The 17,471-nt window shown below is 69.9% G+C and carries 17 protein-coding genes; all 17 read left to right on the top strand.

Going from position 1 to position 17,471, the window contains the following annotated elements:
* Nucleotides 1-331: 331 nt before the first annotated feature.
* The 17 genes from rho (at nt 332) to ACGFIB_RS27935 (ending at nt 17,470) form a co-directional block, all read left to right on the top strand.
* Nucleotides 332-2,374: a transcription termination factor Rho gene (gene rho, locus ACGFIB_RS28015; RefSeq protein WP_393376098.1), complete on the top strand. Its 2,043-nt coding sequence runs from the start codon at nt 332-334 to the stop codon at nt 2,372-2,374.
* A gap of 264 nt (nt 2,375-2,638) precedes the next feature.
* On the top strand, nt 2,639-2,857 hold the full coding sequence (gene rpmE, locus ACGFIB_RS28010; protein WP_139575864.1) for a 50S ribosomal protein L31: 219 nt from the start codon (nt 2,639-2,641) through the stop codon (nt 2,855-2,857).
* Nucleotides 2,858-2,967: 110 nt separating this feature from the next.
* Nucleotides 2,968-4,014 (top strand): peptide chain release factor 1, encoded by a 1,047-nt coding sequence (prfA, locus tag ACGFIB_RS28005; protein ID WP_357244690.1) that lies wholly within the window; start codon nt 2,968-2,970, stop codon nt 4,012-4,014.
* A 144-nt stretch (nt 4,015-4,158) separates the two neighbouring features.
* The gene (gene prmC, locus ACGFIB_RS28000) at nt 4,159-5,013 is read left to right on the top strand and encodes a peptide chain release factor N(5)-glutamine methyltransferase (RefSeq protein ID WP_393376096.1); all 855 of its coding nucleotides are present in this window, start codon (nt 4,159-4,161) and stop codon (nt 5,011-5,013) included.
* 65 nt (nt 5,014-5,078) lie between these two features.
* Nucleotides 5,079-5,726, top strand: coding sequence for an L-threonylcarbamoyladenylate synthase (locus tag ACGFIB_RS27995; protein ID WP_357261331.1), 648 nt, complete (start codon nt 5,079-5,081; stop codon nt 5,724-5,726).
* Nucleotides 5,727-5,870: 144 nt separating this feature from the next.
* Nucleotides 5,871-8,744, top strand: a complete 2,874-nt coding sequence (locus ACGFIB_RS27990) for a hypothetical protein (RefSeq protein WP_393376095.1) — start codon at nt 5,871-5,873, stop codon at nt 8,742-8,744.
* A gap of 233 nt (nt 8,745-8,977) precedes the next feature.
* Nucleotides 8,978-9,367, top strand: a complete 390-nt coding sequence (locus ACGFIB_RS27985) for a hypothetical protein (RefSeq protein ID WP_191053438.1) — start codon at nt 8,978-8,980, stop codon at nt 9,365-9,367.
* Nucleotides 9,342-9,947 (top strand): hypothetical protein, encoded by a 606-nt coding sequence (locus tag ACGFIB_RS27980; protein ID WP_393376093.1) that lies wholly within the window; start codon nt 9,342-9,344, stop codon nt 9,945-9,947. The genes ACGFIB_RS27985 and ACGFIB_RS27980 overlap by 26 nt, the downstream gene beginning before the upstream one ends.
* Nucleotides 9,948-10,004: 57 nt before the next feature.
* Complete coding sequence (locus ACGFIB_RS27975) at nt 10,005-11,417, top strand: MraY family glycosyltransferase (RefSeq protein ID WP_393376092.1); 1,413 nt, start codon at nt 10,005-10,007, stop codon at nt 11,415-11,417.
* 145 nt (nt 11,418-11,562) lie between these two features.
* Complete coding sequence (locus ACGFIB_RS27970) at nt 11,563-11,985, top strand: hypothetical protein (protein ID WP_393376090.1); 423 nt, start codon at nt 11,563-11,565, stop codon at nt 11,983-11,985.
* Nucleotides 11,986-12,047: 62 nt separating this feature from the next.
* Nucleotides 12,048-12,263 (top strand): hypothetical protein, encoded by a 216-nt coding sequence (locus tag ACGFIB_RS27965; RefSeq protein ID WP_142571534.1) that lies wholly within the window; start codon nt 12,048-12,050, stop codon nt 12,261-12,263.
* 133 nt (nt 12,264-12,396) lie between these two features.
* Complete coding sequence (atpB, locus tag ACGFIB_RS27960) at nt 12,397-13,185, top strand: F0F1 ATP synthase subunit A (protein WP_357283638.1); 789 nt, start codon at nt 12,397-12,399, stop codon at nt 13,183-13,185.
* An 81-nt stretch (nt 13,186-13,266) separates the two neighbouring features.
* Nucleotides 13,267-13,506 carry an ATP synthase F0 subunit C gene (atpE, locus tag ACGFIB_RS27955; protein ID WP_142560345.1) on the top strand — a complete coding sequence of 80 codons (240 nt, stop codon included), beginning with the start codon at nt 13,267-13,269 and terminating at the stop codon, nt 13,504-13,506.
* Between the two features lie 29 nt (nt 13,507-13,535).
* Entirely contained in the window at nt 13,536-14,084 is a 549-nt protein-coding gene (locus ACGFIB_RS27950) for a F0F1 ATP synthase subunit B (protein WP_357029622.1), read from the top strand.
* The gene (locus ACGFIB_RS27945) at nt 14,084-14,893 is read left to right on the top strand and encodes a F0F1 ATP synthase subunit delta (protein ID WP_357261343.1); all 810 of its coding nucleotides are present in this window, start codon (nt 14,084-14,086) and stop codon (nt 14,891-14,893) included. The genes ACGFIB_RS27950 and ACGFIB_RS27945 overlap by 1 nt, the downstream gene beginning before the upstream one ends.
* A 24-nt stretch (nt 14,894-14,917) precedes the next feature.
* Nucleotides 14,918-16,567 (top strand): F0F1 ATP synthase subunit alpha, encoded by a 1,650-nt coding sequence (gene atpA, locus ACGFIB_RS27940; protein ID WP_142571529.1) that lies wholly within the window; start codon nt 14,918-14,920, stop codon nt 16,565-16,567.
* A 3-nt stretch (nt 16,568-16,570) separates the two neighbouring features.
* Nucleotides 16,571-17,470 carry a F0F1 ATP synthase subunit gamma gene (locus ACGFIB_RS27935; protein WP_142571528.1) on the top strand — a complete coding sequence of 300 codons (900 nt, stop codon included), beginning with the start codon at nt 16,571-16,573 and terminating at the stop codon, nt 17,468-17,470.
* The last annotated feature ends 1 nt before the right edge of the window (nt 17,471 follow it).

Here is a 17,471-nt window from a genome sequence, read left to right as displayed (position 1 = left end):
CGTGCTTGTCATTCGCACATCGCTGCACTTCGCCTCGCGTCCTTCGACGCGGGCACGGCGATTTCCCCGAAACCGTTTCCTCCAGTCGGCACACCTTCGGGTGGCATGGCCAGAGGCGGCGTTCTCGGAGACATGCGCGTTCGAACCACCAAGACATCTGGTCGGTGGCGGCAATCCGGGGGATCGCCCCCGGGCACCTACCGCTCGCGAATCCCGAGGGTCATCGACACATGAGATTCGCGAAGCCCGACCCGGTCTGTCCCGCCGGGTCGCATCACCGGGACGCCTGGACGCACGATTCTGGCGCCCGACCCCTGGGAAGGACCCTTAGTTGAGCGACACCACCGAACTCCTCTCCGACGGCAAGGCCGCCGGCGACACCCCCACTTCCGCCACGGCCCGTCCGCGACGTCGCTCCGGCACCGGCCTGGCGGGCATGGTGCTCCCCGAGCTCCAGGCCCTGGCGACCAGCCTCGGCATCACGGGGACCGGACGGATGCGCAAGAGCCAGCTCATCGCGGCCATCCAGGAGAAGCAGGGCGGATCGGGAGAGGCCGCGGCCGAGCCGAAGGCCACCGCCGAAGCGCCCGCCGTCGCCGAGCGCCCCGCCCGTGGCCGCCGGGAACGTTCCCGCACCGCCGCGGCGCCGGCGCCCGAGGCCGCCCCCGCCGCCACGCCCGCTGCCGAGCCCGTCGTCGCGGCTCGTGAGGAGCGTCCCGTGGTCGAGGCCGCACCGGTCGTGGCCGCCGAGGCCGCGCAGAACGGTGTCGCCGCCGTCGCCGAGCCGCAGGCCGAGGCCGCCCAGTCCGAACCCCGCGCCGAGCGGCCCGAGCGCGGCGAGCGCCGCGAGCGCCGCACGCGCGGTGAGCGGGGCGAGCGGGGCCGCGAGCGCGACGGCCGCGGCGACCAGCGCGGTGACCAGCGCGCCGCCGACGCGGGAGACGGCGGCCAGAGCCGTCGTGACCAGCAGGGCCGCGGCGACAACCGCAGTGACAGCCGCGGTGACAGCCGTGACAGCCGTGACAACCGCGCCGACGGCCGTGACGGCCGTGACGGTCGGGATGGCCGTGACAGCCGGGATGGCCGTGACGGCCGCGGCGACAGCCGTACGGACAGCCGCGCCGACGGCAAGGGCGACCAGGGCGACGACACCCGCGGGCGCCGTGGCCGCTTCCGGGAGCGCGGACGCCGCGGGCGCGACCGCTTCGAGAGCAACGAGCCGGTCATCGGCGAGGACGACGTCCTGATCCCGATCGCCGGCATCCTGGACATCCTCGACAACTACGCCTTCGTGCGGACCAGCGGCTACCTTCCGGGCACGAACGACGTCTACGTCTCGCTCGCCCAGATCCGACGCAACGGCCTGCGCAAGGGCGACGTCATCACCGGCGCCGTCCGGCAGCCGAGGGACGGCGAGCGGCGTGAGAAGTTCAACGCCCTCGTCCGCCTCGACACCGTCAACGGCATGGACCCGGAGCAGGCCCGTCAGCGGCCCGACTTCAACAAGCTGACGCCGCTCTACCCGCAGGAGCGCCTGCGCCTGGAGACCGAGCCGAACGTCCTGACCACGCGGATCATCGACCTCGTCTCGCCGATCGGCAAGGGGCAGCGGGGCCTGATCGTGTCGCCGCCCAAGGCCGGCAAGACCATGGTGCTCCAGGCGATCGCCAACGCGATCACGCGGAACAACCCCGAGTGCCACCTGATGGTCGTCCTCGTGGACGAGCGTCCTGAAGAGGTCACCGACATGCAGCGGTCGGTCAAGGGCGAGGTCATCCACTCGACCTTCGACCGCCCGGCCGAGGACCACACCACCGTCGCCGAGCTCGCCATCGAGCGGGCCAAGCGCCTGGTGGAGCTGGGTCACGACGTCGTCGTCCTGCTCGACTCGATCACCCGTCTCGGGCGCGCGTACAACCTCGCGGCGCCCGCGAGCGGCCGCATCCTGTCCGGTGGTGTCGACTCGACCGCGCTCTACCCGCCGAAGCGGTTCTTCGGCGCCGCCCGCAACATCGAGAACGGCGGCTCGCTGACGATCCTCGCCACGGCTCTGGTCGAGACCGGCTCCAAGATGGACGAGGTCATCTTCGAGGAGTTCAAGGGCACCGGCAACATGGAGCTCAAGCTCAACCGGTCGCTCGCGGACAAGCGCATCTTCCCGGCGGTGGACGTGGACGCGTCCGGCACCCGCAAGGAGGAGATCCTCATGGCCAAGGACGAGCTGTCCATCGTCTGGAAGCTCCGCCGCGTCCTCCACGCCCTTGACATGCAGCAGGCGCTGGAGCTCCTTCTCGAGAAGATGAAGGAGACCAAGTCCAACGCCGAGTTCCTGCTCCAGGTGCAGAAGACCACGGTCAGCAACGACCGCGACTGACGCCCTTTCGACCGACGCCCCGGACGGCCGCGCCGTCCGGGGCGTCGGCCTGATCCGCTGATCCGCCTGTCCGCCACCCCCGGTCACCACGGTGGCCGGCCCCGGGAATAGCCCATGGCCTGGGATGGTTGGAGGATCTGGCACACTGGTAAACCGAACCGCAGCGGTACCGGTTCCCGCACTGCGCATCACAGGTGTGCCGATGCGCACAGACCGTGACAGACGGAGCGACCCGGCGACCGCGCCTAGCGTTAGGACTGAGATATGAAGCCCGACATCCACCCGGAGTACGTGGTCACCCAGGTGACCTGCACCTGCGGGAACACCTTCACCACGCGTAGCACCGCCAAGAACGGCGTGCTCCACGCCGATGTCTGCTCCGCCTGCCACCCCTTCTACACGGGCAAGCAGAAGATCCTCGACACCGGTGGCCGGGTGGCGCGCTTCGAGGCGCGCTTCGGCAAGAAGGCCCAGAGCAAGTAGCTCCTCCAGGACGCCGGCTCGGGGGCGCCCCTCTCTTGGGGGGGCGTCACCGGGTCGGCGTTCTTGGTGATTGCGGCCTTTACCGAGGAGCTTGAGCAAAGGAGTGTGCGGTGAACCTCGACGAGATCATGAGTGAGTTCGCGGATCTGGAACTGCGGCTCGCCGACCCCGCCGTGCACGCCGACCAGAGCAAGGCGCGGACGTACGGCAAGCGTTACGCGGAGCTCACGCCGATCGTCGCGACCTACCGGGAGCTCGAAGGCGTACGGCAGGACGTCGCGGCCGCGCGCGAGCTGGTGGCGGAGGACCCGGCGTTCGCGGAGGAGGCGGCCGAGCTCGAGGCCCGCATCCCGGTGCTGGAGGAGAAGCTCACCCGTCTCCTGGTCCCGCGCGACCCCAACGACGACAAGGACGTCATCATGGAGATCAAGGCGGGTGAGGGCGGCCAGGAGTCGGCCCTGTTCGCCGGAGATCTCCTGCGGATGTACCTCAGGTACGCCGAGCGGATCGGCTACAAGACCGAGATCATCGACGCGCAGCACTCCGACCTCGGCGGCTACAAGGACGTCACCGTCGCCATCAAGGGCAGGGAGGGCGTCTGGTCGCGGCTCAAGTTCGAAGGCGGCGTGCACCGCGTCCAGCGGGTGCCGGTGACCGAGTCGCAGGGCCGCATCCACACCTCGGCAGCCGGAGTGCTCGTCTATCCCGAGGCGGAGGAGGTCGATGTCCAGATCGACCCCAACGACCTGCGTATCGACGTGTTCCGCTCCAGCGGCCCGGGCGGCCAGAGCGTCAACACGACCGACTCGGCCGTGCGGATCACCCATCTGCCGACCGGCGTCGTCGTCTCCTGCCAGAACGAGAAGAGCCAGCTCCAGAACAAGGAGTCGGCGCTGCGCATCCTGCGCGCCCGGCTGCTCGTGATGGCACAGGAGGAGGCCGAGGCGGCCGCGATGGCCGAGCGCAAGTCGCAGGTGCGCACGGTCGACCGCTCCGAGCGCGTCCGCACCTACAACTTCCCGGAGAACCGCATCTCGGATCACCGGGTGGGCTTCAAGGCATACAACCTGGACCAAGTCCTGGACGGCGATCTCGACGCGGTGATACAGGCTTTGCTCGACGCCGAACTCGCGGAGAAGCTGGCCGTTCATTCGTGAGCCCGTGGCGAGCCTGATGAGGGGACGATGGGAGAAACGGTGATGGACGTGGGTCGTGGAACGACGGTGGGCCGTCCGGGCGGCCCGTCCGCCCATGACCGGCGATTCCCCGGCCACGCCGCGACGACCGTGCTGTAAGAGACCATGACCTTCCTGATCGACGAAATCGCCCTCGCCACCGCCCGGCTCGCCGAGGCGGGAGTGCCGTCACCGCGAACGGATGCCGAGGAGATCGCGGCCTTCGTGCACGGCGTCCCGCGCGGCATGCTGCACACGATCAAGGACGCCGACTTCGACGCGCGGTTCTGGGAGGGCGTCGCCCGGCGCGAGGCGCGTGAGCCGCTGCAGCACATCACCGGACGGGCCTACTTCCGCTACCTCTCCTTGGAGGTGGGACCGGGCGTGTTCGTGCCCAGGCCGGAGACCGAGGTCGTGGCCGGCTGGGCCATCGACCGGCTGCGCGAGATGGACGTCACCTCTCCCGTCGTGGTCGACCTCGGCACCGGTTCCGGAGCCATCGCGCTGTCGATCGCGCAGGAGGTCGCGCTGGCGCAGGTGCACGCCGTCGAGATCGACCCCGTGGCGTACGGCTGGGCCAAGCGCAACATCCTCGAGCACGGCCAGGGCCGCACCACCCTGCATCCAGAGGACCTGGCCGACTGCCTGCGGGAACTGAACGGCCAGGTGGACCTGGTCATCTCCAATCCGCCGTACATCCCGCCCGGAGCGATCCCGCGCGACCCCGAGGTGCGCGACTACGATCCCTCGCGGGCCCTGTACGGGTCGGGGGAGGACGGGCTGGACGAGGTGAGAGCCGTCGAGCGCACGGCGCGGCGGCTGCTGCGGCCGGGTGGGTTCGCCGTGGTCGAGCACGCCGACCAGCAGGGCAACGCCGTCTATTGGCTGTTCGCCGAGGAGAACGGCTGGCGCGACGTGCGGTTGCGCCAGGACCTGACCGGCCGGGACAGGTTCGTCACGGCCCGGCTGACGCAGGACTGACCCAACGGCCCGGTCGGTGCCCACGCGGCGGCGGAGCCGGGCGGGACACGTGGAAGGATGGCTTCGTGAGCCGACGGTTTGACTGTGCCGACCAGACGGAGCGGATGACCGGACTGGCCGAGGCGATCTCGGCGGTGCGGCGGGGCGAGCTTGTGGTGTTTCCCACCGACACCGTCTACGGGGTCGGCGCCGACGCCTTCACCCCTTCCGCCGTCAACGCGCTGCGGGAGGCGAAGGGCCGGGGCAGGGAGATCCCCGTGCCCGTCCTCGTGGGCACCGTACGGGCCGCCAACGCCCTCGTGGAGAGCCTCGGGACGTACGGGCAGGACCTGGTGGACGCGTTCTGGCCCGGGCCGCTCACGCTCATCCTCAGGGCCAACCGGTCGCTGTCGTGGGACCTCGGCGACGCCAAGGGAACGGTCGCCGTCCGCATGCCGCTGCACCCGGTCGCGCTGGACCTTCTCAAGGAGACCGGCCCGATGGCGGTCTCCAGCGCCAACCGCTCCGGCAACCCGCCGCCCGTCACGGTGGACGAGGCCGAGGAGCAGCTCGGCGAGCCGGTGGACGTCTATCTCGACGGCGGCCCCTGCGAGGACAAGGTGCCGTCCACGATCGTCGACCTGACCACCGCCGTGCCGCGGGTGCTGCGCAGGGGCGCGATCCCCGTGGACAAGATCCGCGCCCTCGTGGGATACCTCGCGACCGAGGAGTGACCGCGATCCGGGCGGGTGTCTCAAATGACGAGACGTCGTCGGGGCTCTGATCAGGGAGATCGATGCCGTCTGGCTATCGGGCTTCTTTACTGATGCCACCCCGGCTACCGTGAAGTGCGCCGATATCTCTGTGGAGGCGCGCCCATGGCCAAGCTCGACGGGATGGATCCGAAGCTCGTCCGTGAGTTGCTGTCGGAGGTTCAGCACGCAGCGAAGCAGATGGACGGCATCGAGGCCCGGGTCACCCAGTTGACGCGTACGGCCGGCGTCTCCGTGCACGTGACCCATCGGCCGTCGCAGGTCGCCGACGCGTGCTCGACGATGGTCAAGGACGTCACGAACCGCGTCACCCTGCTGGAGAAGAAGGAAAAGCAGCAGAGCACGGGCAAGACGCCCACGACCCACGGGGCCTCCTTCACGGAGGAGAGGGACACCACCGCGCCGGCGGACGATCCGGCGCCGTCCGGTGCGCAGGGCGACAAGGGCGACGGCAAGCCCGACGCGAAGACGGACGACCATAAGGGCGACGCCAAGCCTGATCACAAGGCCGACGCGAAGACGGACGAGCACAAGCCCGACCACAAGGCCGACGGCAAGGCCGACGCCAAGCCCGACGCGAAGACGGACGACCATAAGGGTGACGCCAAGCCCGAGCACAAGGCCGACGCGAAGACGGACGAGCACAAGTCCGACCACAAGGCCGACGGCAAGGCGGATGCGAAGCCTGACGGCAAGTCCGAGGGGAAGGCGGCCCACGACAAGCAGGACGCCACCCGGACGTCGTCGCATGGTTCCGGCGATTCCGGCACGGCATCGAAAGGTGAGACGTCCCACGGGGCGCACAGCGCCGCCGACGGAGCGACCCGCGCGAACGGCGACGGCGGAGGTCACGGCGTGGCCGAAGGGAAGCTCTCTGACAAGCCCTCCTACGGCACCGTCGAGGGTTCCCTCGCCCAGATGCCTTCCTCGACCCATGGTCCGGCCCACCCCGCCGACACCGCCGGTACGGCCACAGGGACGGGGACAGGAACCGGCACGGGGACGCCTCCGGCCACAGGAACCGGCACGGGGACGCCTCCGGCCACCGGCGCGAGCGGCGACACCGGCGTGGGGACCGGCTCCGGTGCGGGTCAGCCGGGTGCCAACGGCGCCGTAGGCGGCACCGGCGACACGGGTGCGACCGGCGGCGACTCCGGTCAGGGGCACCAGCCCACCGGCCAGGATCAGCCCACCGGTCCGGGCCAGCCTGTCGGTGATGGTCAGGGTGTGGGGCCAGGCGCGGGCCAGGGGCAGCCTGCCGGTCCGGGTCAGCCTGGCGGTGGTGATCAGATCGTGGGTCAGGATCAGACCGCGAACCACGCGCAGCCCGTCGCCGACAGCCAGGGCGCCGCGCAGAGTCAGTCCGACGGCGGCCCGCAGCCCGTCGCCCAGGGGCAGGACCATAACGCGGGGCAGGCGACTTCAGTCGATTCGAAGGCGGCAGGGGAGCAGCCCTCCACCGGCGACAACTCGGCAATCTACGACACCCCCGGCAAGGATCACCCGGACGACATCGACCCCGCCGGTCGGCAGGTGACCGTCGTCGACGGCGTCAAGGTCGTCAGCACTCCGCTGAACCAGCCCAGCGCTGAGCACCCTCAGGGCGTCCAACCGAGCGGCATGCCCGGCGTGGACGGGCCGACGGCGAGCGCCACAGGTGCGCACCCGGACGGGCCGCCCGGGTTGGTGCCGCCCGCCGAGCCGACCAATCCGGCGGCGAACCGGCCTCCGCAACCCGGCCTCGCGCCCGGCGATCCCATGGGCGCCTACGTCGGCACGCCTGCGGACAACCTGTCTGGTGATCCGTTCGCAGGGGACAACCCGAACGTTGTGCAGGGGACTTCCGCCGGCCACGCCGCCGTGACGGCGAGCGCTGGCGATCATGCGTACACGGGAGACACGGCCGCAAGCGGTACGGCGACCGGGACCTCGCATCCGGCGACTTCGACGGGTACCACCGGTACGGCCGGTGCGACCGCTGCGGCACCGGGGGCTGCCGGGATCACGCACCCGGCGGGTACGGCCGACGCGACATCTGCGCCGCCCGCGGGGACGAGTGCGGCGAACGGCGCTGCTCATGCGGTCGGGACGGCGGGTGTCACGGGTACGGCCGACGCGGCGCCCGCGACATCAGGCGCGACGGGTGTGGTGACCGGCAGCCTGCAGACGGTGGACACTCCCGGCGCCGGGCACACGGCGGGTACGACCGGCACGGCGACCGGCACCCTGCACGCGGCGGGGCCGGCAGCCGGCGGCGGCCAGGTGGCTGGGACGGTGGGGACAGCGGGCGCGACGGGCACCGGTGACGGTGGCGCGACGGGCCACGCCGGCACGACCGGTGTGAGCGATACGGCCGACGGCGCGGCCGGTACGAGCGGGCGAGCGTGCGACAACGATGCCGCCACGGGCGCGGCCGGGGCAGCCGGGGCGGCCGGGGGCAACACGGCGACGCAGGGCTCCGGCGCATACGGAGCGGCGACGCATGTCCATGGCTCGCACGGTGCGGGAACCCACGGTCACGGCATACAGGGTGCGGGAACGCATGGCCATGGCGTGCACGGCGCGGGATCCCACGGTCATGGCATGCACGGTGCGGGAACGCATGGCCCGGGGACGTACAGCGCGGGGACCAGCGGCGCAGCGGAGGCGAGCGGTGCAGTGGAGACGAGCGGTGCGGGGGAGGCGAGCGGTGCGGCGGGGAGGCCGGACACCGGCCAGGCTCCGGCTCCCGGTCCCCGGTCACCCGCCGCGCAGCCCGGGGACTCGCTCACCTATCCGGCCCGCCACCCGGCCGACGAGGCCGTGCCGCGCATGCCCGTGGATCACCATCGGGACATCGAGCCCGTGGACATGCCGGACGTCGGCGTCCCGGAAGGGGAGTGGGGCAAGGACGACTGGGTGGACAGGAAGATCCAGCCCGACAGTTCCGCCGGCGACGCCGAGGCCGTCGAAGTCATCGTCCAGAAGCCGGAGAAGTGAGGCGTGCGCGCGACGCTCCCGCTCGGGCGGGAAGGCCCGTCCCGCGAGGATCTCTTCCCCGCGACCCGCGCAACCTGCGCGACTCGCGCGACCTGCGCGGCCGGGCCGGATGACGGCGCGGGGCGAGACGGTGACCGGATGAGCAGAGCCGGGCGGCCCGCCGGGGTGCTCGGGACAGGGCGGGCGACGACCAACGCCGGTGTGCTGGCCGGCTTCGCACAGGAGGCGTGATCGTGAGTTATGTCGACCCGCCGGCGCCGACTCCGCTGCAGCCGGGGGAGACCCCGCCGGCGCCGTCGAGCACCGACTTGCTTTCGCCCGGCGGGCAGCCGACGGGTTGGGTGTTCAACCCGGAGTACCAGAAGCTCGTCGACCTGTGGCTGCAGGTGGTCCCGCTGATGGACCAGCTCACCAAGTCTCTGGACAAGCCATACCAAATGGCACGAAGTAGGGACGTATGGGACGCTCCGGTTGCCGAGCGGTACGTCCAGGACGTGACCGAATGGCGCAACCGGCTCGGGATGTACCGGCAGGCGGTGCTGACGGCGATCAGCGACCAGGCGGCGGACACGCCGCGCTGGATACCGGGCAAGGCCGGTGCGCCGCACGCCTTCACCTCCTGAGCGACGACCGACCATCCGCGGCAACGTCCTGAACGGCGATGACGCCCGGCTGCGCGGCGGGCTCCAGTTCATCGCCGACAAGAATCTGCCATCGCTCGTCGCGCTCGGCTCGGTGCTCAATGGCAAGTCCGCCGAGGGCTACCCGGGCCACTGGTACGACCGCGGGGGCGAGATAGCCGACCGCGCGGAGCAGATCGCCGTGGAGCGGCCAAGCGGTTGTTCGGGGCAGATGAGCCACTGTGCAGCCCTACCGCGGCACCACGGCCATCCTGGCGGCGTACGCGGCCCTTCTACGGCCGGGGGGCACCGTCGCTCGCGCCGGAGCGCGGCGGCCACATCACCCGCGGGTCCAAGGTCAACTTTTCCGGCAGGTGGCTGCACGTCATCTCCTACGACCGTGACCTCCGGGAGCAGGACCGGCACGCTCTGCGCGACCACCCAGGACACGGGCGCGGCGGAAATGAGGGAGATCGCGTCTCTCGTCGTCCGGGCCATCCGGCAGCCGGGTGCGATAACGTCGATCCTCGAACGGGTAAAGGGGCTGACCGCGACGCATCTGGCATATCCCCGTCAGGGATAGGGCGCTCTATGTCTTTTGCCTGTCACAACTGATCCGCCTATCCAGGAAACTAGGTCAGTGCGCGAATATCTCCTCTTGGCGCTCGTGGCGGCCGCGGTGACGTACCTGCTGGTGCCGATGGTCAGGGCGTTCGCCCTGCGTATCGGCGCGGCGCCCGAGGTGCGGGAGCGGGACGTGCACACGGTGCCCACCCCACGCCTGGGCGGGCTCGCGATGTTCGGCGGCATGGCGGCGGCACTGCTGGTGGCGAGCAAGCTGCCGTACGTCGGCGGCGCGTTCGACAGCGGCCAGACGGGTCAGACGGTCACGGCCCTCCTCGCGGCCGGCGGCCTGATCGTGATCACCGGCTTCCTGGACGACTGGCTCGGCATGGACGCGCTGGTAAAGCTGGGCGGCCAGATCGCGGCGGGCGGGCTGCTCGTCTACTTCGGTGTTTACCTGCAGTTTCTCCCGCTGCCGCAGTCGATGGGCGGCTCCCAGGCCCTCGACACCACCCTGCACACGATCCTTACCATCATGATCGTGGTCGTGGTGATCAACGCGGTGAACTTCGTCGACGGGCTCGACGGCCTGGCCGCGGGGATCGTCGGGATCGCGGCGATGGCGACCTTCGCCTACTCGATCGTGCTGCAGCAGACCGCGAGCGGGTCGCGGATCAACGGGACGGCCGCCATCGCGGCGATCCTCATCGGAATGTGCGCGGGCTTCCTGCCGCACAACTTCAACCCCGCCAAGATTTTCATGGGCGACACCGGCGCCATGCTGCTCGGCCTGCTGCTCGCCGCCTCGCTGATCACGAGCCTGTCGTCGGTCGAGCCGGACGCGGTCGTCGGCAAGATCAACCGGTTCCCGGTGATCCTGCCGCTGGTGCTGCCGATCGCGGTCGTGGTGCTCCCGCTGGCCGACCTGATCATGGCGGTCGTCCGGCGGACATCGGCGGGGTTGTCCCCGTTCGCCCCCGACCGCGGCCACCTGCACCACCGGATGCTCGACATCGGCCACTCCCACCGCCGCAGCGTTCTGATCATGTACGCCTGGACGTTCCTTTTCGCCTTCGCGATCGTGGGCCTGTCGATCGGCCGCGTGCCGCTCATGGTGTTCCCGCTGACGATCGTGCTCGCGGTGGCGGTGCTGGTGATCATGGGCCTGCCCCGCTGGCGGTCGCGCCGCAACGCGGCACAGGAGCCCAAGGGCGACCAGCGGTTCGCGGCGCGTCCGGCGGGGAGTCGCTCGCCCGGCGCCGGTCCCGCCAGACTCGGGACGACCGAGCACGACACGCTCGTCTATCCCATCGTCCCCCCGCCCGCCCCGCCCGTCACCCCCGGGCAAACCGCTCCCACCGGTTCCGGCCAGGCGGTCCCCGGAGGGCTGCCCGCGCAGGGTCGCCATCCCTACCCGGGTCAGGGCGCCCCGGGTTCCCCCGGGGGGCCTCCCACCACTTCCCGAGCCGACACCGGGACCTTCCTCTGAGTCGTCCCCGCAGGTCGGCACCGACCCGAAACGCCAGGTAAAGGCGGCACTCCAGGGCTTGTGATAGCTTTCACTAGCAAGGGGCGAGGGCAACGACGCCCCAGTAGGTAGCAATCGCTCGTTTGACAACCGATTCTGGAGTCCCATGCAGGCCAACGACGTGCGCGTTCTCAAGGGCGCCGCCGTGCCGACCTTGATCGTCGGTCTCCTCGCCGCGCTCATCGCGGTGTTCACGACCGGGGCCAAGGGTGCGTTGGGCGCCGGCATCGGTCTTGTCCTCGTCGCCGCCTTCTTCACCGTCGGGCTGGTCGTCGTCTCCTGGGCCGGCCGGATCTCGCCCATGGCGATGATGGCGGCGGCCGTGCTGGGTTACGTCGTCAAGATTCTCGCGATCATGGCCATGATGAACGCCTTCTCCGGCACGACCGCGTTCGACTCCCGGGTGTTCGCGCTGAGCGTCATCGCCTGCACGCTCGCCTGGACCATCGGTGAGATGCGCGGATTCATGAAGCTCAAGCTGCTTTATGTGGAGCCCGAGGCGAAGGTTCCCGGGCAGGGCGGCGGATGACCATGCGTACGGGGCAGCCCGATATGACTAGTCCGCATGGCTCCTGCTATCGTCGTGCCGCGATGAGCGAACAGGAGCGCAGGCCCGAGACCGACGGCCGCGACTTCGCTGACGCCGCCTGGTCCGTCCCGAGCTATCTGCTGTCCGGGATGCTGATATGGGGCGGCCTCGGCTGGTTGCTGAGCTGGTGGACCGGCGTGCATGCGTTCATCCCCATAGGCGTCATTCTCGGGGTCGGGCTGGCTGCCTACCTCGTCTATCTGAAGTACGGCCGCTGACAGCCGGCCCGCTTCCCACGCTCTTCTGTTGATCCAAATCGTTGAAGGGAACGCCCGTGCGCGAGCGTAGCGAACGGACGAACAAGCACATGCTTCGGGCATTCGGCCCCGAGCAGGTAGGCGAGGTGGCCAAGTGACCCCCCTCATGCTCGTCGCCGAGGACTTCACGGCGCCGGGACCGTCCATCTTCGACTTTCCCCCGCTGTACGAGGGTGCGCCGTACTGGCTGACCAAGCCGGTGCTCATGGCGATCTTCGGCGCCCTCGTGGTGACCGCCCTCGCGTGGAGTGCCTTCGCCAACCCCAAGCTCGTGCCTCGCGGCATGCAGAACGTCGGCGAGATGGGCTACCAGTTCGTCCGCGACCAGGTCGCCCGCCCGTTCCTGGGCAAGGACGCCGAGCGGTGGATGCCGCTGCTGATCAGCCTGTTCTTCCTCATCCTGTTGTGGAACTTCTTCGGTGTCATCCCGCTGATCCAGATCCCGGTCGCGTCGCACATCGCGTTCCCCATCGTCTTCGCGGTCACCATCTACGTGATCAAGATCTATCTGGGCATCAAGCATCAGGGCCTCGGTGGCTACTTCAAGAACATGATGTTCCCGCCCGGACTGCCGAAGCCGATCTACGTGCTGCTCGCGCCGATCGAGTTCCTGTCGAACCTGATCATCGCGCCCTTCACGCACGCCGTCCGGCTCTTCGCGAACATGTTCGCCGGACACCTGATCCTGGCCTTCTTCAGCGCCGTCGGATTCTGGTTCCTCTTCGAGAAGCCGACCCTGCTCGGGGCGGGCCTCGGCGTCGTCGGAGCGATCATGACGATCGCGATGACCGGCTTCGAGATGTTCATCGAGTTCCTGCAGGCCTTCCTGTTCACCCTGCTGGCTGCCATGTACATCGGCGGCTCGCTGCACCCCGACCACTGACGGATCTCTGAGACCCGCCCCTTACGTAGACCAGACCGGTGAGTTAGGCACTCACCGGCCGACCAGTAAAGGAAAAGACGAATGAGCGTTCTCGCTGCGGCCACCGGCGTCATCGGCAACCTTGGTGCCATCGGCTACGGCCTGGCCGCCATCGGCCCCGGCATCGGCGTGGGCATCATCTTCGGCCAGGGCGTGCAGGCCATCGCGCGCCAGCCCGAGGCCTACGGCCTCATCCGGCAGAACATGCTGCTCGGCTTCGTCCTCACCGAGGCGCTGGCTCTCATCGGCCTCGTCGCCCCCTTCATCTACCCCACGAGCTGACGTACCCACTCTGAAGGAAGGCTGCACTCATGACTCTGGCAGCTACGTTCCTGGCGGCCGAGGGGGCGGAGAACCCCCTCCTTCCGCACGCTTACGAGCTGGTCGTCGGCAGCTTCGCCTTCCTCGTCGTCTTCCTCGTCGTCGGAAAGATCCTCACCCCGCGCATCCAGAAGACGCTGGCCGAGCGGACCGAGGCTATCGAGGGCGGCATCAAGAAGGCCGAGGACGCCCAGGCCGAAGCTCAGCGCACTCTGGAGCAGTACCGGGCACAGCTCGCGGAGGCCCGCCAGGAGGCGGCTCGACTCCGCGAGGAGGCCCGTGAGCAGGGCGCCGCGATCAAGGCCGAGCTCCGCGAGGAGGCCCAGACCGAGGCGCGGCGCATCATCGAGGCGGCCCACGCCCAGATCGAGGCCGACCGTCAGCAGGCGATCACCCAGCTGCGCGGTGAGATCGGGCGTCTGTCCACCGAGCTGGCGAGCCGCATCGTCGGTGAGTCGCTCGAGGACGAGGCCCGCCAGCGCCGCATCGTGGACCGGTTCCTCGAAGAGCTCGAGGGCCGGCCGGAGACGGTCCGCTGATGCGCGGCCTCAGCAGGACCGCCCTGACGGAGGTCGAGGAGCGGTTCAACAGCGCCGCCGCGGCCGCCGACCTCGGTGCCCTCGCCGAGGAGCTTTTCGCCGTCGCCGACCTCTTCGACCGTGAGCACGGGCTGCGGCGGGGTCTTTCCGACTCCTCGCGCCCGGCAGAGCAGAAGGAGAGCGTCCTGCGCTCCCTGCTCCAGGGCAAGGTCGGCGACGCCGGGCTGGAGATCGCGGTCGCCGCGGTCGGGGCGAAGTGGTCCAGGGCCGGCGACCTGCCGGACGCCCTGGAGCGTGTCGGCGTGATGTCCGCGGCCGCCGAGGCCGAGTCGGAGCGCCGCCTCGACGACGTCGAGGACGAGCTGTTCCGCTTCGGTCGCATCCTCGCCGCCAACCCGCAGCTGCGCCGCGCGCTCAGCGACCCGGCCGTCCCGGCCGAGCGTAAGCGCGACTTGCTCACCACGCTGATCGGCGGGAAGGCCGCCCCCTCCACCGTACGGCTCGTCACGCAGGCTGTCGTGCACCCGCGGGGACGTAGCCTGGAGACGGCGCTGGAGGAGTTCGGCTGGATCGTCGCGCGGGCGCGCGAGCGCCTGGTGGGCGTGGTCCGCAGTGCGGTGCCGCTCTCACAGCAGCAGAAGCAGCGGCTCGCGGCCTGGCTGCGAACCACCTACGGGCGAGACGTCCACCTGAACGTCGAGGTGGACCCGGAGGTGCTCGGTGGGTTCTCCGTCAGGGTCGGAGACGACTACATCGACACCACGATCGCCGGACGTATCGAAGAAGTCCGCCGCCGGTTGGCCGGCTGAGGCGAATAGGGAGACAAGAAAGAGATGGCGGAGCTTACGATCCGGCCGGACGAGATCCGGGACGCCCTTGAGCGCTTCGTCCAGGCGTACGAGCCGGAAGGTGCCGCGCGCGAGGAGATCGGGACCGTCGTCGACGCCGGGGACGGCATCGCCCATGTCTCCGGCCTTCCCTCGGCGATGGCGAACGAACTGCTCGAATTCGAGAACGGCACCCGCGGCCTGGCGCTGAACCTCGACGTCCGCGAGATCGGTGCGGTCGTCCTGGGCGACTTCAGCGGCATCGAGGAGGGCCAGCAGGTCCGCCGCACCGGCGAGGTCCTGTCGGTGCCGGTCGGCGACGACTTCCTCGGCCGTGTGGTCGACCCCCTGGGCAACCCGCTCGACGGCAAGGGCCCGATCGCCGCGGAGGGCCGCCGCGCCCTCGAGCTGCAGGCCCCCTCGGTGGTCCAGCGCCAGCCGGTGAAGGAGCCGCTGCAGACCGGCCTCAAGGCGATCGACGCCATGACGCCGATCGGCCGCGGCCAGCGTCAGCTGATCATCGGCGACCGCGGCACCGGCAAGACCGCGATCGCGGTCGACACCATCCTCAACCAGAGGGAGAACTGGCTCTCCGGCGACCCGAGCCGCCAGGTTCGCTGCATCTACGTCGCCGTGGGCCAGAAGGGCTCCACGATCGCCCAGGTGCGGGGCCGCCTCGAGGAGGCGGGCGCGCTGGAGTACACCACCATCGTCGCCGCTCCGGCCTCCGACCCCGCGGGCTACAAGTACATCGCCCCGTACACCGGTTCGGCCATCGGCCAGCACTGGATGTACCAGGGCAAGCACGTGCTGATCGTCTTCGACGACCTGACCAAGCAGGCCGACGCCTACCGCGCCGTGTCGCTGCTGCTGCGTCGTCCGCCGGGCCGTGAGGCGTTCCCCGGCGACGTCTTCTACCTCCACTCGCGTCTGCTGGAGCGCTGCGCCAAGCTCTCGGCCGACATGGGCGGCGGCTCGATGACCGGTCTTCCGATCATCGAGACGAAGGGCAACGACGTATCGGCCTTCATCCCGACCAACGTCATCTCCATCACCGACGGCCAGTGCTTCCTGGAGACCGACCTGTTCAACGCCGGCGTCCGCCCGGCGATCAACGTCGGTGTCTCGGTCTCCCGAGTCGGTGGTTCCGCGCAGGTCAAGGCCATGCGCAAGGTGGCCGGCACGCTCCGTCTGTCGCTGTCCCAGTTCCGCGACCTGGAGGCCTTCGCGGCCTTCGCCTCCGACCTGGACGCGGCCTCCCGCGCCCAGCTGGAGCGCGGCGCCCGCCTGGTCGAGCTGCTCAAGCAGCCGCAGTACAGCCCGTTCCCGGTCGAGAAGCAGGTCGTCTCGGTGTGGGCCGGCACCACCGGCGAGCTGGACGACGTGCCGGTCGAGGACATCCGCCGCTTCGAGGCGGAGTTCCTCGACTACCTCGGCACCGCCCAGAAGGGTGTCTTCGACAGCATCCGCGAGACCAGGGAGCTGACGGACGACACGGTGACCGCTCTCAAGGACGCCATCACGGAGTTCAAGAAGGGCTTCACCACCTCCAGCGGTGAGCTGCTCGTCAACGACGAGCCGGTGGAGGCGCTCGACGCCAGCGAGGTCGGCCAGGAGAAGGTCGTCAAGCACGTTCGCAAGGTTGAGGCGAAGTAACCCATGGGTGCCCAGCTTCGACTGCTGCGGCGGCGGATCAAGTCGGTCAAGTCCACCGCGAAGATCACCCGCGCGCAGGAGCTGATCGCCTCGTCGCGCATCGTCAAGGCGCAGCAGCGGATGCAGGCGGCCGTGCCGTACGAGCGGGAGATCACCCACGCGGTGTCGGCGGTCCTGTCGAACACGACCAACGTCGACCACCCGCTCACGGTGGCCAAGGAGCAGCCGGCCACGGCCGGCGTCCTCATCGTCACGAGCGACCGCGGCTTCGCCGGCGGCTACAACGCCAACATCCTCCGTGAGGCCGAGGCGCTGAAGGGCCACCTGGTGGGTCGCGGCCTGACCGTGAAGCCGTACGTCGTGGGCCGCAAGGGCCTCACCTGGCACCGCTTCCGCGGCCGGGAGATGTTCGGCGAGTGGGACGGCTTCTCCGACAACCCGTCGTACGGCAACGCCAAAGAGATCGCCGGCGCGCTCATCACGGCGTTCAAGGCGGAGGACGGGATCGACGAGATCCACATCGTCTACACCGGGTTCGTCTCGATGCTGACGCAGAACGTGATCGTCAAGCGGATCCTGCCGCTCGAGGTCGAGGAGGCGGAGACGCCCCCGGAGGGCATCCCGCCCTACTACGAGTTCGAGCCGACGGCCGGTGACGTGCTCGACTCGCTGCTGCCGCGCTACATCGAGTCGCGCATCTACAACGCGCTGCTCCAGTCGGCCGCCTCCGAGCACGCCGCCCGGCGCCGCGCGATGAAGTCGGCCACCGACAACGCCAACGAGCTCATCCGCGTGTTCACCCAGCAGATGAACCAGGCGCGTCAGGCCGAGATCACCCAGGAAATCAGCGAGATCGTCGGTGGCGCGAACGCGCTGGCTGACGCCGCAGCGGGGAAAGAGTGAA

The sequence above is a fragment of the Microbispora bryophytorum genome, assembly GCF_043197435.1.
In the GTDB taxonomy this organism is placed as follows: domain Bacteria; phylum Actinomycetota; class Actinomycetes; order Streptosporangiales; family Streptosporangiaceae; genus Microbispora; species Microbispora bryophytorum.
Note: the sequence above shows the minus strand (reverse complement) of the source record. Positions and strands in the feature narration are given on the sequence as shown.